Consider the following 20,024-nt stretch of genomic DNA (forward strand, 5'->3'; position numbering starts at 1 on the left):
TAAGTCATATTTACCCTATAAAGATGGTTTATTAAATAATATAATTTTGTTATGTCACAAAAGTGCAACTTAATATGTCAAATACAAACTGTCCTACAATAGGAAAAAAAGTCAGAGATCACCTTATAAAATTAGGCTTAGAACAGCCAAGAGAATTTAATCTTGATAATGATGTCAAAATAGAAAAAATCTCTAAAGCATATGGTGAAATACTAGATGCCTTAGGGCTACAGAGTCATGAATTTGAAAAGACCCCATTTAGAGTAGCTAGAATGTTTTCACAAGAGATTTTCAATGGTCTTAACTACGATAACTTTCCAGCATGTGCTTTATACGAGAATGAATTTAAATATGATGGAATTCTAACTCAGAAAAATATACCTATAATGTCTATTTGTGAGCATCATTTTGTACCATTTGAAGGTACTGCAGAAGTTTCATTTATTCCTAAAAATAACAATATTATTGGATTAAGTCGTATTAATGATATTTGTGATTTTTTTTCACGCAGACCACAGATACAAGAAAGAATGACTGCTCAAATTTTTGAGAGTTTAAAGTTTATTTTAGGTACAACAGATGTTTCTATAAAAATAACGGCTAAACACACTTGTGTATCATTTAGGGGTTGTAATAATAAAGATAGTGAAACATATACCCAAATGATTGGGGGTTTCTTTGCAAAATAAATATGGATTTAAAGTGAGTAATTTATTAGATATTGGATGCTTATTTTTTATAGCATTAATAATTGGCTGTTTTTTATCAAAAGGATATCTGAGATATTTCTTAATAAGTTTAACTGTTATTTACTATCTTATTGGTAGTGGAATATTAGGTAACCTCTTAGCTAAACCATTAAAATCTGAGGTTTCAGATATTAAAGCATGTGCAAATACTAATGGAATTATATTATTAGGTGCTGGGTTAAATAATGCTTATGGTGAGTTGGAGCCTAGTTTAGGGGCTTATGATCGTATAGTTAAAGCGGTAGAAGTTTATAATAGACATCCTCAAAAAATTATAGTAACAGGAGGTATTCCATCTGGTGAAACTATATCAGAAGCTGAAGTTTATGCTAAAGAGCTTCAAAACTTAGGTGTACCAAAGACAGATATAATCTTAGAAACAAAATCAAAAAATACTTATCAAAATGCTCAATTCACAAAAGAGCTTCTAAAAAATAGTAACGGAACTTACTGCTTAGTTACAGGAGGTATTCACTATAGAAGAGCTAAGATATTCTTTGACAAATTCGATATAAATACAATTAGTTTAGCATCATCAAAATTAACAACAGGTATAAAAGTTTTACCAAATGCTTATAACTTTTATATAACTCAAAGAATTATTCATGAATATTTTGGAATAGTAAGAAGTTATTTATAACTGAAGTTACGCACTAAACATAAATTTGAGCAAAAAGACAAAGTTATTATATGCAAGGCAGGTTTTTATTAGCATAGCACTAGCTATGGTAATAAAGTTCTAACGCAGGCAGATGATACTTTAGCTTTTTGTCCTTTGGATGGTATGATTTGCATCAAATAGCATCGTTAACAAGATTTGAAACTACTAGTAGCTCCTACATCTCGTTGCCTCGATCTTCAACACAACTCATATCACTCAAAATATGTTTAGTGTGCAATTTCAATTATAAACTCATTTCTAGTATTTGTCTGCTATCTTGCAGAGTAATATCCTGGTTTTCACCTAAAGCAACCATACCATTTGTCTCTAAACTATTTATAACTTTATCAAAATGCTCAGAGCCAAACTTATAAGAACTTAGCTTCGTTGGATTACCTACTTTTTCAAAAAACTCTACTGTTTTTATAATAGCTAAATCAATCTTCTCATCTTTACTTAGAGAGCTTGATACACCAAGTACTCTTTCTGCATATTGAGCAATCTTATCGCCCTTTTTATCTCTCTTATGTTGCATAATACTTGGTAAAACTATAGCTAAAGTTTGAGCATGATCTAAACCATAAAAAGTTGTCAATTCATGTCCAATCATATGAGTAGACCAATCCATAGCAACTCCACGAGATATTAGCGAGTTAAGCGCCATAGTTGCTGACCACATGATATTTGCTCTTACATCATAATCATTAGGATTATTTATAACTTTTTCACCCTCTTCCATAAGAGTTTGTAAAATACCTTCTGCAAACCTATCTTGTAAAGGCGCATTTTGCGGAAATGTTAAATACTGCTCCATAACATGAACAAAAGCATCAACTACACCATTAGCAACCTGACGAGCCGGAAGAGTATATGTAACTTCTGGATCTAAAACAGAAAATTTAGGAAAAACTTTCTCACTCATAAAGGCTAGTTTTTTATCAATTTCTCTTCTGGAAATAACAGAGCCACAGTTCATCTCAGAACCTGTTGCTGGAATTGTTAATACTGTACCAAAATCTAAAGCATCTTTAACCTCAGCACCCTTTGCTAATATATCCCAAGTATCTCCCTCAAATTTAGAAGCTGCTGCTATAAATTTAGTCGCATCTATTACAGAACCACCACCAACTGCTAATATGAAATTGACATCATTTTCTTTAATATATTTGACAGCTTTCATACAAGTTTCATATTCAGGATTTGGCTCAACTCCAGAAAACTCATGTACATTATGGCTTGCTAAAGCATCTTTAACTTGTTGATAAACACCATTTTTTTTGATACTTCCACCACCATATATCATCAAAACTTTATCATCTTTTGAGATAGCTTCTGATAACTTAACTATTTCACCTTTACCAAAGAAGATTTTGACAGGATTATAATATTCAAAATTTTGCATACAAATTTACCTTTTCATTTATTAAACAAATTACTCTCATTAGTATAACTCTTTCAACTACAAAATATAATTTATACTAGTAGCTTTTTATTTCAAACAATACAATTTTTACATTAAAATAATCTATATAAAGAATAGAAGAAACTTACTAAATTTCTATCTCTGATCACAATAGAAAATATTTTACCGCTTTAATAAATATATTTTTAATAAAAAAACATTGGTGTAAGATCTAACATTTTAAATGTCTTAATAGAAATATGATGTTTTTTCCAGAAAATATCAAGTACATAAAAGTTAAACAAAAGCTTACAAAGCTCTAAAAAACATTAGACAATATATAAATTTTATATTAATATTAATAAGTTTATTAAATTTATTTAAAATGTATTTATGATTTTTAGGGATATCTTTATTAAGATTAGTATTATTTTTTGCGTTACTATTAGTGTCCTAATAGTATCATTGAATATTTCTGGAGCTAGTGAGCCTAATAATAGCCAAAAGGCAATATTAGAAATAGTATCTTTTAAAGCAAAGAAAAATGTTGCCACAAAAGATATATTGAAAGCATCTAATAAGGTAACCAATGATCTTAAAAAATATGATGGTTTTATTAAGAGAACGCTTACCCAAAATACAGATAAACCAGACCATTGGGTAGATATTGTAGAGTGGAATTCTCTAGAGAAAGCTCATTCATCAATGCTTGAAGCTATTGATAATACAGATGTTCAAAACTTCTTATCATTAATGAAAAATGGTGAAAGAACATATCAAACAAAATCTGAATATTTAAATATTCAATCTCAAACCGATTAAATCTTATATTCATATACTTTTCTTTGCTATACTCTATTAAATTCTCATAAATTAATTCAACACATGCAATATACAAAACTAGGTAAAACTAATATAGATATCAGTAGGATATGTCTTGGAACTATGACTTGGGGTAGACAAAATACACAAGCAGAAGGTTTTGAGCAAATGAATTATGCACTTTCTAAAGGTGTAAACTTTTGGGATACTGCTGAAATGTATGCAATCCCCCCTACTGCAAAAACTTATGGCAAAACAGAAGAAATAATTGGAAATTGGTTCAAAGCTTCTAAAAAACGCCAAGATGTAATTTTAGCAACGAAGTTCTCTCCAATGCCTTGGGCTAGAAATGAAGAAAATCCAGTAACAAATAAAGCAACTATAATAGATGCTGTGAATAATAGTCTAAAACGTTTGCAAACAGACTATATTGATTTGTATCAATTTCATTGGCCAACAAATAGACCACATTACCATTTTGGTAACTGGTGGGATTTTGAGCCTTCTGTAGGTCACAATAACAAAGAACAAATAGTAGAAAATATTTATGAGACTCTTATAACTTGTGATGAATTAGTAAAAGCTGGAAAAATTAAATATATTGGTCTTTCAAATGATTCTGCATGGGGAATCAATCAGTTTATAAAACTGTCAGAAAAATATAATCTACCACGTTTAGCTAGTATTCAACATGAATATAATCTAAATAGACGCAGAGATGAAACTGATGTGATGGAGACATGTGCTCTTGAAGATATATCTTATTTAGCATGGTCACCTCTTGAACAGGGAGTGATTACTGGTAAATATCGCAATGGAGCTCGTCCTGCTGGCACTAGAATGTCTCCTGAGATTTTGGATGGACAAGAGGATCGCTATGGCTTTAGGTTTGCAACGAATGATAATGCTGTTACAGAATATATTGAAGTAGCAAAGAAACATAACCTAGATATTTGTCAAATGGCTATAGCATTCACAATTAGAAAACCATATATGAGCTGTAGTATTATTGGAGCTACAACTATGGATCAGCTAAAAACAAATATAGATGCTATAAATCTTAAGTTATCTGATGAAGTTTTAGCTGATATTGAAAAAGTCAGAAGAAAGTATCCAGTACCTTTTTAAATATAATAAATTATGAAATATACAAAACTTGGTAATACAAATTTAAGCATTAGTAGAATTTGTCTTGGAACTATGACTTGGGGTCAGCAGAATACTCAGACTGAAAGTTTTGAACAAATGGAGTATGCTTTATCCCAAGGAGTAAATTTTTGGGATACTGCTGAAATGTATGCTTTTCCTAGAACTCCAGAGACTTATGGTAAGACTGAAGAGATAATTGGCAATTGGTTTCAGCAGTCAAAAAAAAGAGATAGCATAATATTAGCTTCAAAATGTTCTCCTGTTGGATATATAAGAAATAAACCTATTATAAGTAGAGAAAATATCTTAGAAGCTGTAGATGGTAGCCTCAAGCGTTTAAAAACTGATTATATAGATTTGTATCAATTTCATTGGCCAACAAATAGGCCTCATTACCATTTTAATCTCTGGTGGAATTTTAAACCAGCAACAAGTGAGTCTAAATCTCAAATTATTGAAAATATTTTTGAAACATTACAGACTTGTGATGAACTAGTAAAAGCTGGAAAAATCAAATATATAGGTCTTTCAAATGATTCTGTTTGGGGAGTCAACCAATTTATAACTATTGCTGAAAAATATAATCTACCTCGTATTCAAAGTCTTCAAAACGAATACAATTTACACCGTCGTCGAGACGAAACAGATATTATGGAAACATGTGCTCTTGAGGATATTTCATACCTTGCTTGGTCTCCATTGAATATGGGAGTAATCTCAGGAAAGTATATAAAAAACCAACGTCCTATTGAATCTCGAATGTCAAATAAGTTTTTATCTAATCAAAATTTAAAAGATATGCTTGCATATAGACTTGCCGTTAAAGATGAAGTCACGCTTGAATATCTAAGAATAGCTCAAAAACATAACCTAGATATTTGTCAAATGGCATTAGCATTTACTATTAGGAAACCTTATATGAGCTCTAGTATTATTGGTGCTACAAGCATAAAACAACTAAAAACAAATATAGATGCTATAAACCTTGAATTATCTGATGAAGTCTTAGCTGATATTGAAAAAGTCAGAAGAAAATATCCAGTACCTTTTTAATATTAAGAGACCAAAAATATGCAAAAAAAAATTTTTTTAATTTTTATATGGATAAGCACAGTAGCATTCTATATGTATACTCGAATGATAAATACTTCATTATCTGCCTTTTCTATTCCTTTAAAATCAGAATATGGTTTTTCTGGAGTAGATATTGCTTGGGCTATTTCTATGTACAGTATGGCTATGCTAATAATGAAAATCCCTGTAGGAATGCTTGTAGATAGATATGGTATCGATATACCTGTAATGTTTGCTATGGGAATAGTTTTTGTTGGCACTGTATTATTTGCATTTCCAGTAAATTCCACTACTTTATTATCTTCTCGCTTTATAATTGGTATAGGTACAGCTTTTGCAATGATGAGTGCATATCGGCTTACAAGTATCATTCTTAGCAAAAGACTGTTTGCTGTTGCTACTGGTTTCATTTACTTTTTTGGTTCTTTTGCAGTATCTATGTCAGGAGCTCCTTTAAACTATGCTGTCCAAAGATATAGCTATAGTTATATAGTATTAACTCTTGCCATTATAATATTCCTAATTTTGTTAGTTTATTCAGTTAGCAGATTTAAATATGGTAGCATTCCTAAAACTGGTAACATTAAGTCTTTTAGTGATTACTTTAAGGGGGTAAAAAGTATATTTACTGATAGACAAATAGTTTTTACAATAATTTATACTAGCTTTTTTACTTGTGTATTTTTTAACACTATAGGTTATTGGGGCAATACTATATTGCTTAACACTAAACTACCAAATACTGAACAAGCAGGCTTAATAGGTAATAGTATCGCATCATTATCATCAGGTATTGCATCAATTTTAGTTGGAGTAATAATTGCTACTCAGTTACTGCGAAGAAAACATATATTCCTATTCTCAACATTGGCGACAATTTCATTAGTTACTATTTTTTATACTAATATTACAAATATTTATATATTAACAACAGCAGCTATATTTTTTGGTTTTGGCTTTGGTTTTACAGGTATTGCATTTGATACTGCAAATAAACGTAACCAAACTTATCTTGTTAGTATTTTGTCAGTACTATTTCTTGTTGAATATATTCTAAATAGCATTATTAACCCTTTAGCTGCCCATATTCAAGAAACATTGGTTTTTTATGATTTTTCTACCTTTACTAGCTATAAAATAGCTTATGGGCTATTTTTACTTCTATTACTTATCGCAAATCTCTTAAGTTTCTATATAAAACCACAAAAAGCCTAAGCATATATGTTATATTTATACAAAATATAAAACTTCTAAAAATCATTGCGTATGCAACAATCTTTATTTTTAAAATCTCTTGAAATATATGTAAGCTTGGGTTGCTCAGAAGAAGAAAGAACTCAAAAACAAATGGTTAAAATTGATCTTGAATTAGAATTTAACCAAGACTATTCCGCAAGTGATACAGATAATCTTGAAGAAACAATTTGTTACTATACTTTGAGAAATAATATCCAAAAATTCTGTGATGATATTAGTTGTAACCTTATAGAGTACTTAGCTAAGCAAATTTTTCTATTTATACAAGATACTCACCAAGATGTAAAAGTTAAATATCTGAAACTTATCAAGTCCCCTCCTGTTTCACAAATAGAGTCAGCCTCTTTTATTATTAGGAGTTAGTATGCAATATATTATTGGAATTGGAGCAAATATAGGCTTTGTACTTGAGAATATCCATCTAGCAATAAATGCTCTAGATAATAATCCTGATATCAAAGTTTTAAAGAAAGCTAGCCTTTACAGTAGCAAAGCTATACTCAAAGAAGATTCTCCTGAGGATTGGGATATTAACTTTATAAATTCAGCTGTAAAAATCAATTCACCACTAGACCCAGAAGAACTTTTGAAAATTTTAAAAGATATTGAAAAAAATATTGGTAGAGATTTAGATGCTCCTATTTGGTCGCCTAGAGTTATTGATTTAGATATATTAGCTGCAGAAGATTATATTTTAGATTCTGAATTATTAACTATCCCACATAAAGAACTTGTACATAGAAGTTTTGCTTTAGCTCCATTACTTGAGCTTGATAGAAGCTGGCATCATCCTAAACATGCAGATATTGATTTACATACTAGGTTGAAGGAGCTTGGAGGAATACATAAGCTTAAGCAAACATTATCAAGTACTATGCGTATGGGTATTGTAAATTTATCAGATCAGTCTTTTTCAGATGGTCATTTTGATGATACTACAAGAAAATCTAATCTCTTTGAGCTTATAGAGTCTGGCGCAGAAATTATAGATATTGGAGCAGAGTCAACTAAACCTGACGCTACATCGATATCTGTAGATGAAGAATTTATTAGATTAGATAGTTTTCTAGAGTACCTAAAAAGCCAACTACCAAGCTTAAAATATAAACCATTAATAAGTATCGACACTCGCAAACTTGAGGTTATGCAAAAAGTACTGGACAAGTATAATGATATTATTTGGATGATAAATGATGTTGAATGTAATGACATTCAACAAAAAGCTAAATTAATTGCAAAATATAATAAGAAATATGTAATAACTCATAATCTAGGCATAGAATCTAGAAGTGAATATTTAGAAAAAAATAATGCTATAGATGAGGTTTGTGATTATATTGACTCCAAAAAAGCTATTATGCTAACAGAAGGTATTAAGCAATCAGATATTTATTTTGATGTTGGATTTGGTTTTAGTAAACAAAAAGATACAGCTATACATTTGTTAGCGAATATTGAGAAACTAAAAGAAAGACTTTCCTTAAAGACTCTTGTTGGTCATTCTCGTAAAATCTCTGTGTTAGGTTTAGAGAAAAATGCAAATATTGCACAACGAGATTTAGCCACAAAAAACCTTTCTGAAAAACTAATCAAAAGAGATATTGAAATAATTCGTGTACATAAAATTTAATAAGGAAGCAAAATGCCATACCATCCTAGTTTAGAAGCAATGCTTGATACACCAGAAATTAGAAGAATAAAGAAACTTGATCTTAGAGAACAGAGAGAAATTTTTGGAAAACTATCTGTAGAACAAATAAATAGAATTCCTAAACCAGATATCAACGAAAATGATATCAAACTAGAAAATGACACTATACTTAGACATTATCAACCTAAAAATGCAGCTACTGACAAATCAGTTCTATTTATTCATGGTGGCGGTTGGTGTTTAAGTTCAATAAACACATATGATCATGTGTGTAGATATCTATGCGATCAAGGAAATATAAATATTTTTTCACTAGAGTATGGGTTAGCACCTGAGCATAGGTTTCCAGCAGCTGTTAATCATGCTTTATTTGCTTATGATTGGTTATATAATAATGCAAAACAATATAATATTTCTCCAGACAATATTTTTGTAATGGGTGATAGCGCTGGAGGCAATCTTGTAACTATTATCTGTCATGAAAGACAAAAAAATATGCCAAAGGCACAGATATTAGTCTACCCTTCAGTAGATAAATATACTAATTATGCAAGTAATAAAAAGTTTGATGAGTATAAGTATCACCTTACTAAAGAATGGTGTAATATGTTTCTTGATGGATATCTTGGTGATGAAATCATGTCTAATCATGAGAATCTAAAAAAGCCTCGAATATCTCCTTTATTTTATGAAAATACTCAACAGCCCGATACGCTTATAATTGCAGCAACTCATGATATTTTGATTGATGGAATATATGCTTATGAGAAAAAACTTAAAGATCAAGGAGTGTTTGTAGAAACACATTATGATGATGAAATGTATCATGGATTTATGGGGTTAATTGGAATGAGTCCTCTACAAAATGCTAAAACTGCTCTAGATAAAGCTATAAAATTCATTAATGAAAGATAAGATAAATTAACTAATAAATATCAATATCCTATGAAACCAGTTTTTAAGACAGATAAAAAGCCAGGAATAAAGTCTGAACAAATTATTAAGAGATTTAATGAACTACCTGCATTTGTTGCAACTGGTGGTGAAATAGTATTTGTCTCAGATGATCTACTAGAAGTTCATACAAGGTTTAATCTTAATGAAAACACTATGAACTATCATAAATCTGGTTTTGGTGGTGCTATCTACTCATCTTTAGATCCTATTTATCCTTTACAATTTATTTATATATTAGGTGAAAAGTATGTTGTTTGGGATTTAGCTGCTAAAATTGAATATTTAAGACCTATTTATAATAATGTATATGCTAGATTTTTACTTACTCACGATCAAATATATGATATCAAAGAAAAGATTAAAACAAAAAATAGAACTACTATTGAGCTAGCTGTTGAATATACTAATATTGATTCAGATATTATTTATGCAAGAGCCATGAAGACGATATATATTGCTGATAAAGAATATTTCGAAACTAAAAATAAATAAAATAGTTTTATAATTTTACAGTCTTATTTGCAGCCATAGTTCTATATATCCCAATAGCACCTAAAACACCAGCAAAAACTAGTATTAATGTATATATAGCTAATCCAGAAATGCCATATTTAGCAGTAAATATACTTGCTATCAAAGGTGCTGCTCCACTAATCCCATTACCAATACTATAGCTAATCGCGCATCCTGTAGCTCGCCATTCTTGATCAAAAACCAATGAAAAAAATGGAGATACCGCCCCTTGTATAGCTGCCATAATTATACTAAAACAGAAAATAGCTAAAAAACTTACAATTAAATCATTAGCCTCCAGTAACATTATCAATGGATAAAACAAAATAACCAAAAATACTAAAGCTATATAAAAAAACCTTCATATAACCATACTTATCTGCAATATAACCAAATGAAGGATAAAATATACATGCAAAAAACAATATTATGCTATTTAAAAATAAAGCTCTATTCTCAGGGATTCTTTGATACTCAACTTGATAATTAACTAAATACGTAAATACCATGTAATATAACGAGGCACACATGCACGTAATTAATGAAACAATTATTATCTGTCGATATTGGCTAATTAATGCAGTTAAAAGCTTAATATTATTTCTATGCTTCGGTGGTTGATGTATATATTCCTCATTTCTATTGATATATAAATAAGTAACAAAGAGTAAACCACTCAGTATGAACGGAACTCTCCAAATAAGCTGATCATGATGTTTAAAGATTACCTCTGAAATTGCTCCAACAATTGATGCCAACAAAAATCCTGCTGAAGATATCGCAAAAATTACCCCTACTGACAGCCCAGGTTTCATCTTTGAATCACTAACACCTAATGTTATTAATGTAGGGAACTGCCCTCCTACTGATAATCCTTGGATAATCCTAAACAAAATTAATAAGATAGGTGCTACTATACCAATATCAGAATAACTTGGAATCAAGCCTATAAATATAGTAGATATCCCCATTGCTATCGTACACATATTTACAACATAAGCATAAGAAAATATATCTGCTAAATATCCCATGATTAAAGCACCAAATGGTCGAATAAATGTTCCAATAAAAAATACTGAAAATGTTAATAATAATGATAATTGATGATTCTCTGATGGAAAAAAGTTCAAAGATATAAATGTAGCAAAGTAAATATATAATGAAAAATCATACCATTCAAGGATATTTCCATAAGATATCTTAATAAGTGATATCACTTTCTTAGTCATATAATGTAATTTTTTTCAGACTATACCAAGTTAGTATACATACCTAAATCGACAATTTATATATGAAATATTTTTTACTTAAATAAATACTATTTATAGTTACTAAAGGATTTTTTTTACTTATAATAATATTCGTAATCATATATAGGAGAAAAAATGAAAATAGAAGATGTAAAGAAAAATGTTTTTTCAATGCCACTTTGTTCACCAACAGCAAATAGAATTGCTTATAAATTCACTAATAGAGAATATTTTATAATTGACTATATTGCAGACATTGAAATTCTAAAGAAATTTGTACCAGAACCTTTAAAACCAACAGGTCTTGTAAAATTTGAGTTTATGAAAATGCATGATGCTAATGGTTTTGGTAGCTTTAATGAAGCGGGCCAACTTATAGAAGTTGAACTTGATGGTAAAAAAGGTCTTTATTCACATATTATGCTTTTAGATAATTTACCATCAATTGCAGCTGGTCGTGAAATATGGGGATTCCCTAAAAAGTATGCTCACCCTACTTTAACTGTAGATTCTGATACTCTACTAGGTACAGTTAAATACAATAGTATTGATGTTGCATACGGAACAATGGGTTATAAGTATGAAGAGCTAGATAAAGAAGCTGTAAGAAAAGCTCTTGAAGAAACTCCAAACTACTTACTTAAAACAATTCCTCATGTAAATGGTAAAGATGTTAGTATTTGTGAGCTTGTAAAATATCATGTAAAAGATGTGACTGTCAAAGGAGCTTGGACTGGCCCTGTTGATTTACAAGTGTTTAATCATGTACAAGCTGCTCTTCATCATTTACCAGTTAAAGAAATAGTTAAAGGTTCTCACTTTATTGCTGATGTGACTCTTGGCTTTGGCGAAGTAGTCTTTGATTATTTAAAATAACACGAACCTATATAACTAATTCTTTTATATTTTTCTTTCTAGATATCTAGATCCAACTATAACAGTAGCTACTATAACTATACCTATTAAAGTATAAGCTAGCCTTGATACACTTATATCATAGCCAGACATATGAGCAAGCTTTAATAACAATGCAATAAATATTGTCAGAAAAAACACATAGCTACCATAATGTTTGATAATACAACAAATAGTAAGAAATGTTGTTATAAATAAAATAATCCAAATAATATATGGATTAAACACATATATAGCTAAAGGAATTGCAAATATTGAACCAATAACTGTACCTATAAGTCTATGTTTAATTGCTGTTGATGAACGAATAATATCAGGTTTAAATATTAACAATACTGTCATAGGTATCCAATAGCCTATCTCTATATCAAAATAGATAGAAATAAAGTTACCAATTATTAAACCTAGTGATAAGCTTATTGCATAAAGCGTTGATTCTTTATCAGGTATAATTTTTATTGATTTTTGAATATTATTTTTATTCTTATCTGTATCAAATTTCTTTATAAGAAACACTAATACAAAGAGAAATGCTATCCCGCCAATAAATGCAAAACTACCAATTATAATAGACATAGATAGAGTAGAATTAAAGCCAGTACCAATAACATACATATCAGCAATAAATAAGATTCCATTAGCAAAAACCAAATCAGATTTGGCTGTATATCCTACTAAAAATGAAAATATTAAAAGTATTAATGAGCTAACTATTAAGTTATGTGAATAGTATCCGCCTAAAACAATAGCTATGCTCATTAATGATGAAAAGGCAGTCCCTGCATATATTTTAAACTTAAGAGTATGATCACGTATAGAAACCTGATGTAAAGTTGCAACAAAACAGCCTAATGCTGCAAATAATCCATAAATATTTTGTGGGTCAAACACAACTTGTATAGCTGTAAATAACCCTATACTTAACATAGCTGAAAAAGCTAAAATCACACTGCTTTTTCTAAAACAAATATATCTTAACACGTATTAATTTTTTGAATCTAATTATGATAAGTATTATATCTCTAATTCAAACAATTTATCCTTAAATTATGTAATTTAATATCTAATTGAGTTTGGTATTGATATATAATATAGAGCAGAAATATTTATCCTATAGGAAGTCTTTAAAAATGTCAGTAAAAAATAAAGTAACTTTAATAACAGGTGCTGCCTCTGGTCTTGGTTTAGGTATGGCAAATGAGTTTGCTAAACAAGGTGCAAAAGTTGTAATTGCAGATTTAGATCTTGAAAAGTCACAACAAGTAGCTAAAGAGCTAGCAGATAAGCATAATGTAGAAACTCTAGCTGTACAAATGGATGTAACAAATGAAGATCAAGTAAACGCTGGTGTTGATGCAACAGTTGAGAAATTTGGTCGTATTGATACAGTTATCAATAATGCAGGGATTCAAATAATTTCATCAATAGTTGATTTCAAAGTTTCTGCTTGGAAAAAATTATTTGATATCCATATGACAGGTACTCTTCTTGTAACTCAAGCTGCTATGAGACATATGATAGATTTAAAAACTGGAGGAAGAATTATAGTTGTAGGTTCTGTTCACTCTGTCCTTGCCTCTAAAAATAAAGCTGCTTATGTTGCTGCAAAACACGCTCAAGTTGGCTTTGTAAGAGCTCTTGCTAAAGAAGGTGCTGAACACAACATTTCATCTAACTTAATTGGTCCAGGTTTTGTACTAACTCCATTAGTTGAAAAACAAATTCCAGAGCAAGCAAAAGAGCTAGGTATTTCTGAAGAAGAAGTTGTTAAAAATGTAATGCTTGGTGGCACGGTTGATGGTGAATTTACAACTGTTCAAGATATTTCAGATACTGCTATATTCTTAGCTGGATTTAAAACAAATGCTTTAACTGGTCAAAAACTTCTTGTATCTCACGGCTGGGGAATGTAAAAACTCCATCAATCTATGCTATATTAATCCTAATATAGATTCACTTTTATTCTAAATGTCTATTTCTATTAGAAAAAAACTTGGTCAACTAATTATGATGGATTTTCGCTATTGGGGTGAAGATTCAAATCAAAAGTCAGTACCATTTACTAAATCAAATGATACTATCAACAATCTTTTTAAAGATTATAATCTTGGTGGTTTTATTCTCTTTAAAGAAAATATTAAAAGTAATGAGCAAACGATCTTTCTACTTAGAGAGTTACAAGCCAATATAAATACCCCGCTATTTTTTGGTATAGACCAAGAAGGTGGTCGAGTTAATAGGGTTAAACAAGGTACTAGCGGTTGTGGCAATATGGCATTAGCTGCTACTGATAACCCTACGAATGCTTATAGAATGTCAAAAGTTATTGGTGATGAGTTATTTTCTCTAGGAATTAATACGAACTTTGCTCCTGTCATAGATGTTAACTCAAATAAGAATAATCCTATTATTGGGGTGCGCTCATATTCTGATAATCCTAACACAGTAATTGAATATGCTAAAAATGCTATTAAAGGTTTAAAAGATTCAAAAACTATAGATTGTGTTAAGCATTTTCCAGGACACGGTGATACAGCCACAGATAGTCATTTGGGAAGTGTTGATATTGATAAAAGCTTAAATGAATTAGAGAAAGTTGAATTATTACCTTTTAAAGAATTAGCTAATGAATATAGTATGGTTATGTCTGCTCACATTAGTATGCCTGCTTTGGATAGTTCAACTTATAAATCCATATCAACTGGTGAAGAAATTGGTATTCCAGCAACTCTATCTCACAAGATAATCACTAAATTCTTAAAAGAAAAACTAGGTTTTAAAGGCTTAGTTGTATCAGATGCTATGGATATGAAGGCTATTGCTACACATTTAGGTAGTCTTGAGGCAACTAAGCTAGCGATATTAGCTGGAATTGATGTAGTACTTATGCCAGTTAGAGTTTGGTCAGAAAACGATATTTATAAACTTGAAGAATTATTTGTAGAACTAGAAAAAGAATATATAAGTAACCAAACTTTTGCTCAAATCATTGACAATGCTTATGATAAGGTTTCAACTTTCAAAAAAGAGCATAACTTAGATAAAAGCTTACTGTTTACAACCACGATAGAAGAACAAATTAAAATAGCTAATAAAACTGTTAATTCTCTAGAACATCAAAAAATAGCTTTAGAAATCGCTAAGCAAAGTACTACCATTATAAAAAATAGTGGCATTATACCTTTCCGATTAAAAGAATCAGACAGCATATTGATTATAGATTCTGATAATGAAAGACTTAATGACTTTTATGTAAAATTGCAGAAAATCATCTCTCAATTAGATTTAGATATCAAAATAACAACCAAAAATATTAATGATAATAATCTAGAAAATGACATTGAAAATGCTAGCTTAATCATATTAATATCAGCTAGCTTAAAAGAGCATAGTGATAGATATAGCTATCTTACATCTATCAAACCAAAACAGACTATAAATATAGCTGCTCTAACTCCTTATGATATAGATTATATCGATAGTATAGAAAACTATATTTGTATTTATGGTGCTACGTCTATGGATCAGACTAATTATACAAAGACTTCTTTAAAGGTTAATGTCCAAGCGGCTATAGAAAATATTTTTAGATAAGCTAAAAAATAGAAGTTTTGGTTTTATTGCCAAGTTTCTTTAGCTACCTTATTACCTATAATTAAATATGGAGGATATTTTTTAATTACAAAGAGATTCTTGTGATCATATTTAATAGCATCGCCATTGCGTGTTAAAATATAAAGTGGTTGTTTATTATTTGATATATTTTCTGCTGATAGATACAGCAGACCCTTTATAGATTTCTTACGATCAATTACCTCTGAATCTGGCTCCATATAGTCTATCCCTATATAATAATATAGTGAAGGTTTTGCTATACCTACTTCTACGACTTTTGAATTATTATTTATATTTACTCTTAACTCTTTTGCCATTTCTAAAGCTGGATTTTGTAACCATGAATTAATCACAATAAAAATAACTGCAAATGCAAAACTATAACAAAAACCACTAATAATACTAATAGTAATCATCTTATCTACAGCTTTTTTCTTATACGCTCTAATAAATGCTATTAAAGTTACTATACCTATTATAGCTAAACTAAATATTACTATAGAACTTATTGGCAAGGTATTTGGAAGAGTATATTCATTCGCATGTGTACCCTTGCTTAGAATCCCCTCTATACTTCCCCATAATACATAGCTAAGGATAGGAACAAGTACACCTGCAATACTTAATAATAATACCGGTGCAGAAAATAAAGTCCAAAAGGTTTTTTTATATGGAACATTTAAAGAGCTTTTAACATTCGACCAAAAATAACCGACTAATATAGCTAGAAAAGGATATACAGGTAAAACATAGTGAGGCAGTTTCGTTGCTGAAAAACTAAAAACAAATAAAGTTATAATTGTAAATATTGAAGCAAATATAGCTAACTTATCAAACATTTGCTCTCTAGGCTTAAATCCTCCTTTAAATGATAACAGGAAACCAGCAACAATTGCTCCAACAAAAGGAACTGTAGTAAGTAATATAACAATTATGTAAAAAGCACTGAAATGTGTAAAAATAGCCGTCCAACCAACTAAGCTTGTTGCACCTCGATCAAATACTTGTTCAACAAAGAATTTATTCCAGAATACATCTCCTAATTTCCAAAATGCAACAAAATACCAAAAATTAGTTAAGCAAAAAATTATCACACCAACAGGAATATTTGCTCTTTTAAAAACACGCCAAAAATCTCTCTGAAGTATTAAATAAACAAACATTGATGGTAATACAATTGCTGGACCAACTGGACCTTTTGCAAAGAAGCTTAATCCTAAAAATAGCCATGAAAAATAATACCATTTCCGATCATTTAACTTATCTTTTTCTGTAGCTATAAAAAAGAATAATAAACTCAAAGCAATAAAAAATGTCAATGGGGTATCTATCATTGCAGACCGAGATATATAAACAAATAGTGGCATAAAAGCAGCTGTTGCAGTTATAATAAAAGAATTTTTTCTATCTTTTAAAATAGTATTTAATAAAAAATACATCGAAGTTATCATTAAAATACCACAGCAAGCTATTGGAAGCCTAAAGGCAAAAACAGACTCTCCCAAAATAGCTGTTGTCGCCTGCATCATCCAATATAATAAAACAGGCTTCTCAAGCCAAATGCTATTATTGTAATAAGGTATAAAGAGACTGTGTTTATCGAGCATATTTATAGCAACTGAGATGTAATATCCTTCATCTCTATCAAATAGTGGTGCCGCACCTAAAAAACATAAATACAGTAATACCACACCTATAATAAAAATTATAGATATCTTTCTATTCATAAGTAATCCTATATATTATAAATTAAATACTTTCTTGAAAAAATTCTTTAGCTAGTCTTATAGTTTTTTCAATATCTTCATCACTATGAGCGATTGAGATAAATCCTGCTTCATATGCAGATGGTGCTAAATACACTCCATTTTCAAGCATAAATGCAAAAAATGCATTAAACACCTTTAAATTTGTCTTACCAAGATCTGCAAAAGTATTTATAGCAACTTTTTCATTACAGAAAAATAAACCAAACATTCCACCTAAGTATTTCGCATGAAAACTAAACTCAGTCTCTTTTGCAGCCTCATTCAGTCCATTAACTAACTTCTTAGTTTTTAATTCCAACCTTTCGAAGAAATCAGCTTCTGAAACTTTTTCAAGTGTTCTAATACCTGCTGCCATTGCTATAGGATTACCAGAAAGAGTACCCGCTTGATAAACTGGACCTGCTGGAGATACTTTTTGCATAATTTCTTTACGACCACCAAAAGCCCCTACTGGCATACCACCACCGATAACTTTACCTAAGGTTGTAAGATCTGGCTTAATATCATAGACACTTTGAGCTCCGCCAAGAGCTACTCTAAAGCCTGTCATAACCTCATCAAAGATAAGTAAACTTTGGTTATCATCACAAACTTCTCTAAGCTTAGCTAAGAAGTCACCTTGTGGAAATATCATATTCATATTACCAGCTATTGGCTCAACGATAATACACGCTATCTCATCTTTATACTTTTCAAAAAGAGCTCTTATTGAATCAATATCATTGAAACTAGCGACTAAAGTATCTTTGACAACATCTTCAGGTACACCTGGCGAGTTTGGTTGACCCAAAGATAAAGCTCCAGAGCCTGCAGCAACTAGAAACTCATCAGCATGACCATGATAACACCCTTCAAATTTGATAATTTTGTTTTTACCTGTATAAGCTCTAGCAAGTCTAATAGCACTCATAGTAGCCTCTGTACCTGAGTTGACAAATCTTACCTGCTCAATATTTGGCATTAATTCTGTTATTTTCTTTGCCAGTTCAATCTCTTGTTTACAAGGAGCTCCGTAACTTAGACCATTATCTAATTGACACTTGATAGCTTCCATAACATCTTCATCACCATGACCTAAAATCATTGGTCCCCATGAGCCTATATAATCGATATATTTATTCCAATCTACATCATATAGATATGCCCCGCTTGCTGATTTTATAAATCTTGGGAACTCTTGCCCTACACTTCTAAATGCTCTAACTGGTGAGTTTACACCACCTGGGATATACTGTTGTGCTTCTTGAAATAAGCTTTGAGAGTTAGATTTCTCCATTTTGCTGTTCCTGTCTCATTTTATTTATTTTTTGTTCTACTGCTTGCATTAAAAGACTAGCAGCGTTAATTTTTGTAGCCTTATAAATCTCTTGGATACATGTAGGACTAGTGATATTGACCTCTGTTAGCTTATCACCAATCACATCAATACCTGCAAACATTACTCCTTGTTTTTTTAGTTTTTTTGCTACTTTTTTAGCTATTTTATAATCACTATCTTGTAGCTCTCTAACTTCTGCAGTAGCACCTGCTGCTAAATTGCCGCGATTATCGCTATCACTAGGAACTCTTGCTAAAAGATATTTTATAGGTTCTCCATTGACTATAAGTATTCTTTTATCTCCATCTTTGATAGCCTCTTGATAATCTTGCACCATAATATATTTAGATTCATGATGAGTTAAAGTTTCTAAAATGACATTTTTATTCTTATCACCATCTTTGATTCTAAAAATTGAACTGCCACCCATACCATCAAGTGGCTTAACAATTATATCTTTATATTTAGCGTAGAACTCATTTATCTTTTTATGACTTCTGGTAATTAGTGTATTTGGTGCAAACTTTGGATAATACGATATAGCAACCTTTTCATTAAAATCTCTAAGTGCTTGCGGATTATTAACAATCAAAACATTATTTTTTTTTGCTAAATCAAGCATGTAAGTTACGTAAATAAATTCCATGTCAAATGGCGGATCCTTACGCATAAAGATACAATCTAAATCAAACAATGATAAATTATGGTGCTGTGACAAAATCTCATACCATGTCTGCTTATCTTTATGAATCTTAATTTTCAAGGCATCACCTTGAGGTTTACCATTTATTATTGATAAATCATTTAGATAAAAAGTATAAATCTCCCAGCCTTTATCTTGAGCGGCTTGAAGCATCATAAAGGTACTATCTTTCGAGATATTAAATGAGTTTAAATTATCTACTATAAATCCTACTTTCAT

20 protein-coding genes are annotated in these 20,024 nt (G+C 30.3%); 13 read left to right on the forward strand and 7 right to left on the reverse strand.

The genetic code is table 11. The features are described from left to right. Positions 1 to 74 precede the first annotated feature (74 nt). A complete protein-coding gene (gene folE, locus QI37_RS01235; protein ID WP_040007809.1) occupies positions 75 to 689 on the forward strand; it encodes a GTP cyclohydrolase I FolE in 615 nt (204 codons plus the stop codon). 13 nt (positions 690 to 702) lie between these two features. Continuing rightward, positions 703 to 1,389, forward strand: a complete 687-nt coding sequence (locus tag QI37_RS01240) for a YdcF family protein (RefSeq protein WP_040010635.1) — start codon at positions 703 to 705, stop codon at positions 1,387 to 1,389. Between the two features lie 265 nt (positions 1,390 to 1,654). Here QI37_RS01240 and QI37_RS01245 read toward each other — a convergent pair whose 3' ends face one another. Further along, entirely contained in the window at positions 1,655 to 2,812 is a 1,158-nt protein-coding gene (locus tag QI37_RS01245; RefSeq protein WP_040007812.1) for an iron-containing alcohol dehydrogenase, read from the reverse strand. A 393-nt stretch (positions 2,813 to 3,205) separates the two neighbouring features. On the opposite strand from QI37_RS01245, the gene QI37_RS01250 reads away from it, so the two are divergent. The 8 genes from QI37_RS01250 to QI37_RS01285 all read left to right on the forward strand — a co-directional run bounded on the left by QI37_RS01250 (position 3,206) and on the right by QI37_RS01285 (position 10,214). Further along, a complete protein-coding gene (locus QI37_RS01250; protein ID WP_040007813.1) occupies positions 3,206 to 3,634 on the forward strand; it encodes an antibiotic biosynthesis monooxygenase family protein in 429 nt (142 codons plus the stop codon). 63 nt (positions 3,635 to 3,697) lie between these two features. Then, positions 3,698 to 4,762, forward strand: a complete 1,065-nt coding sequence (locus tag QI37_RS01255; RefSeq protein WP_040007814.1) for an aldo/keto reductase — start codon at positions 3,698 to 3,700, stop codon at positions 4,760 to 4,762. Positions 4,763 to 4,774: 12 nt separating this feature from the next. Next, positions 4,775 to 5,836, forward strand: coding sequence for an aldo/keto reductase (locus QI37_RS01260; protein WP_040007816.1), 1,062 nt, complete (start codon positions 4,775 to 4,777; stop codon positions 5,834 to 5,836). A gap of 18 nt (positions 5,837 to 5,854) precedes the next feature. Then, positions 5,855 to 7,072 carry an MFS transporter gene (locus QI37_RS01265; protein ID WP_200883201.1) on the forward strand — a complete coding sequence of 406 codons (1,218 nt, stop codon included), beginning with the start codon at positions 5,855 to 5,857 and terminating at the stop codon, positions 7,070 to 7,072. A gap of 51 nt (positions 7,073 to 7,123) precedes the next feature. Beyond that, on the forward strand, positions 7,124 to 7,477 hold the full coding sequence (locus tag QI37_RS01270; RefSeq protein ID WP_040007818.1) for a dihydroneopterin aldolase: 354 nt from the start codon (positions 7,124 to 7,126) through the stop codon (positions 7,475 to 7,477). A gap of 1 nt (position 7,478) precedes the next feature. Then, a complete protein-coding gene (gene folP, locus QI37_RS01275; protein ID WP_040007820.1) occupies positions 7,479 to 8,744 on the forward strand; it encodes a dihydropteroate synthase in 1,266 nt (421 codons plus the stop codon). A gap of 12 nt (positions 8,745 to 8,756) precedes the next feature. Continuing rightward, positions 8,757 to 9,680: an alpha/beta hydrolase gene (bioJ, locus tag QI37_RS01280; RefSeq protein WP_040007821.1), complete on the forward strand. Its 924-nt coding sequence runs from the start codon at positions 8,757 to 8,759 to the stop codon at positions 9,678 to 9,680. A gap of 30 nt (positions 9,681 to 9,710) precedes the next feature. Continuing rightward, on the forward strand, positions 9,711 to 10,214 hold the full coding sequence (locus QI37_RS01285) for a PaaI family thioesterase (protein WP_040007824.1): 504 nt from the start codon (positions 9,711 to 9,713) through the stop codon (positions 10,212 to 10,214). Positions 10,215 to 10,221: 7 nt separating this feature from the next. Here QI37_RS01285 and QI37_RS01290 read toward each other — a convergent pair whose 3' ends face one another. Together QI37_RS01290 and QI37_RS09840 are read right to left on the reverse strand one after the other, a co-directional pair. Then, positions 10,222 to 10,479, reverse strand: coding sequence for an MHS family MFS transporter (locus QI37_RS01290; RefSeq protein ID WP_144242684.1), 258 nt, complete (start codon positions 10,477 to 10,479; stop codon positions 10,222 to 10,224). Positions 10,480 to 10,525: 46 nt separating this feature from the next. Beyond that, a complete protein-coding gene (locus QI37_RS09840; RefSeq protein ID WP_052399114.1) occupies positions 10,526 to 11,464 on the reverse strand; it encodes an MFS transporter in 939 nt (312 codons plus the stop codon). A 156-nt stretch (positions 11,465 to 11,620) separates the two neighbouring features. Here QI37_RS09840 and QI37_RS01300 point away from each other — a divergent pair, with 156 nt between their 5' ends. After that, positions 11,621 to 12,361 carry an acetoacetate decarboxylase gene (locus tag QI37_RS01300; RefSeq protein WP_040007828.1) on the forward strand — a complete coding sequence of 247 codons (741 nt, stop codon included), beginning with the start codon at positions 11,621 to 11,623 and terminating at the stop codon, positions 12,359 to 12,361. Positions 12,362 to 12,385: 24 nt separating this feature from the next. Here QI37_RS01300 and QI37_RS01305 read toward each other — a convergent pair whose 3' ends face one another. After that, positions 12,386 to 13,348, reverse strand: a complete 963-nt coding sequence (locus QI37_RS01305; protein WP_235261388.1) for an FUSC family protein — start codon at positions 13,346 to 13,348, stop codon at positions 12,386 to 12,388. Between the two features lie 182 nt (positions 13,349 to 13,530). Between QI37_RS01305 and QI37_RS01310 the strand changes: the two genes are divergently transcribed. Both QI37_RS01310 and QI37_RS01315 read left to right on the forward strand, forming a co-directional pair. After that, complete coding sequence (locus QI37_RS01310; RefSeq protein ID WP_040007832.1) at positions 13,531 to 14,313, forward strand: 3-hydroxybutyrate dehydrogenase; 783 nt, start codon at positions 13,531 to 13,533, stop codon at positions 14,311 to 14,313. Positions 14,314 to 14,368: 55 nt separating this feature from the next. After that, positions 14,369 to 15,994, forward strand: coding sequence for a glycoside hydrolase family 3 protein (locus QI37_RS01315; protein ID WP_052399115.1), 1,626 nt, complete (start codon positions 14,369 to 14,371; stop codon positions 15,992 to 15,994). Between the two features lie 23 nt (positions 15,995 to 16,017). Here QI37_RS01315 and QI37_RS01320 read toward each other — a convergent pair whose 3' ends face one another. The 3 genes from QI37_RS01320 to gshB are packed head-to-tail and all read right to left on the reverse strand — an operon-like array spanning position 16,018 to position 20,024. Further along, positions 16,018 to 17,742 carry an ArnT family glycosyltransferase gene (locus tag QI37_RS01320; protein WP_040007835.1) on the reverse strand — a complete coding sequence of 575 codons (1,725 nt, stop codon included), beginning with the start codon at positions 17,740 to 17,742 and terminating at the stop codon, positions 16,018 to 16,020. Positions 17,743 to 17,764: 22 nt separating this feature from the next. Next, on the reverse strand, positions 17,765 to 19,060 hold the full coding sequence (gene hemL, locus QI37_RS01325) for a glutamate-1-semialdehyde 2,1-aminomutase (RefSeq protein WP_040007837.1): 1,296 nt from the start codon (positions 19,058 to 19,060) through the stop codon (positions 17,765 to 17,767). Then, positions 19,047 to 20,024 carry a glutathione synthase gene (gshB, locus tag QI37_RS01330; RefSeq protein WP_040007840.1) on the reverse strand — a complete coding sequence of 326 codons (978 nt, stop codon included), beginning with the start codon at positions 20,022 to 20,024 and terminating at the stop codon, positions 19,047 to 19,049. The genes hemL and gshB overlap by 14 nt, the downstream gene beginning before the upstream one ends.

This window comes from Candidatus Francisella endociliophora (assembly GCF_000764555.1).
GTDB classification, from domain to species: Bacteria; Pseudomonadota; Gammaproteobacteria; order Francisellales; family Francisellaceae; genus Francisella; species Francisella endociliophora.

Bases quoted from the DNA above. Each gene is read 5' to 3' on its own strand.
- folE (WP_040007809.1), top strand. From the start codon at position 75: ATGTCAAATACAAACTGTCCTACAATAGGAAAAAAAGTCAGAGATCAC.
- QI37_RS01245 (WP_040007812.1), bottom strand. From the start codon at position 2,812: ATGCAAAATTTTGAATATTATAATCCTGTCAAAATCTTCTTTGGTAAA.
- QI37_RS01250 (WP_040007813.1), top strand. From the start codon at position 3,206: ATGATTTTTAGGGATATCTTTATTAAGATTAGTATTATTTTTTGCGTT.
- QI37_RS01255 (WP_040007814.1), top strand. From the start codon at position 3,698: ATGCAATATACAAAACTAGGTAAAACTAATATAGATATCAGTAGGATA.
- QI37_RS01260 (WP_040007816.1), top strand. From the start codon at position 4,775: ATGAAATATACAAAACTTGGTAATACAAATTTAAGCATTAGTAGAATT.
- QI37_RS01265 (WP_200883201.1), top strand. From the start codon at position 5,855: ATGCAAAAAAAAATTTTTTTAATTTTTATATGGATAAGCACAGTAGCA.
- QI37_RS01270 (WP_040007818.1), top strand. From the start codon at position 7,124: ATGCAACAATCTTTATTTTTAAAATCTCTTGAAATATATGTAAGCTTG.
- folP (WP_040007820.1), top strand. From the start codon at position 7,479: ATGCAATATATTATTGGAATTGGAGCAAATATAGGCTTTGTACTTGAG.
- bioJ (WP_040007821.1), top strand. From the start codon at position 8,757: ATGCCATACCATCCTAGTTTAGAAGCAATGCTTGATACACCAGAAATT.
- QI37_RS01285 (WP_040007824.1), top strand. From the start codon at position 9,711: ATGAAACCAGTTTTTAAGACAGATAAAAAGCCAGGAATAAAGTCTGAA.
- QI37_RS01290 (WP_144242684.1), bottom strand. From the start codon at position 10,479: ATGGCAGCTATACAAGGGGCGGTATCTCCATTTTTTTCATTGGTTTTT.
- QI37_RS09840 (WP_052399114.1), bottom strand. From the start codon at position 11,464: ATGACTAAGAAAGTGATATCACTTATTAAGATATCTTATGGAAATATC.
- QI37_RS01300 (WP_040007828.1), top strand. From the start codon at position 11,621: ATGAAAATAGAAGATGTAAAGAAAAATGTTTTTTCAATGCCACTTTGT.
- QI37_RS01310 (WP_040007832.1), top strand. From the start codon at position 13,531: ATGTCAGTAAAAAATAAAGTAACTTTAATAACAGGTGCTGCCTCTGGT.
- QI37_RS01315 (WP_052399115.1), top strand. From the start codon at position 14,369: ATGTCTATTTCTATTAGAAAAAAACTTGGTCAACTAATTATGATGGAT.
- QI37_RS01320 (WP_040007835.1), bottom strand. From the start codon at position 17,742: ATGAATAGAAAGATATCTATAATTTTTATTATAGGTGTGGTATTACTG.
- hemL (WP_040007837.1), bottom strand. From the start codon at position 19,060: ATGGAGAAATCTAACTCTCAAAGCTTATTTCAAGAAGCACAACAGTAT.
- gshB (WP_040007840.1), bottom strand. From the start codon at position 20,024: ATGAAAGTAGGATTTATAGTAGATAATTTAAACTCATTTAATATCTCG.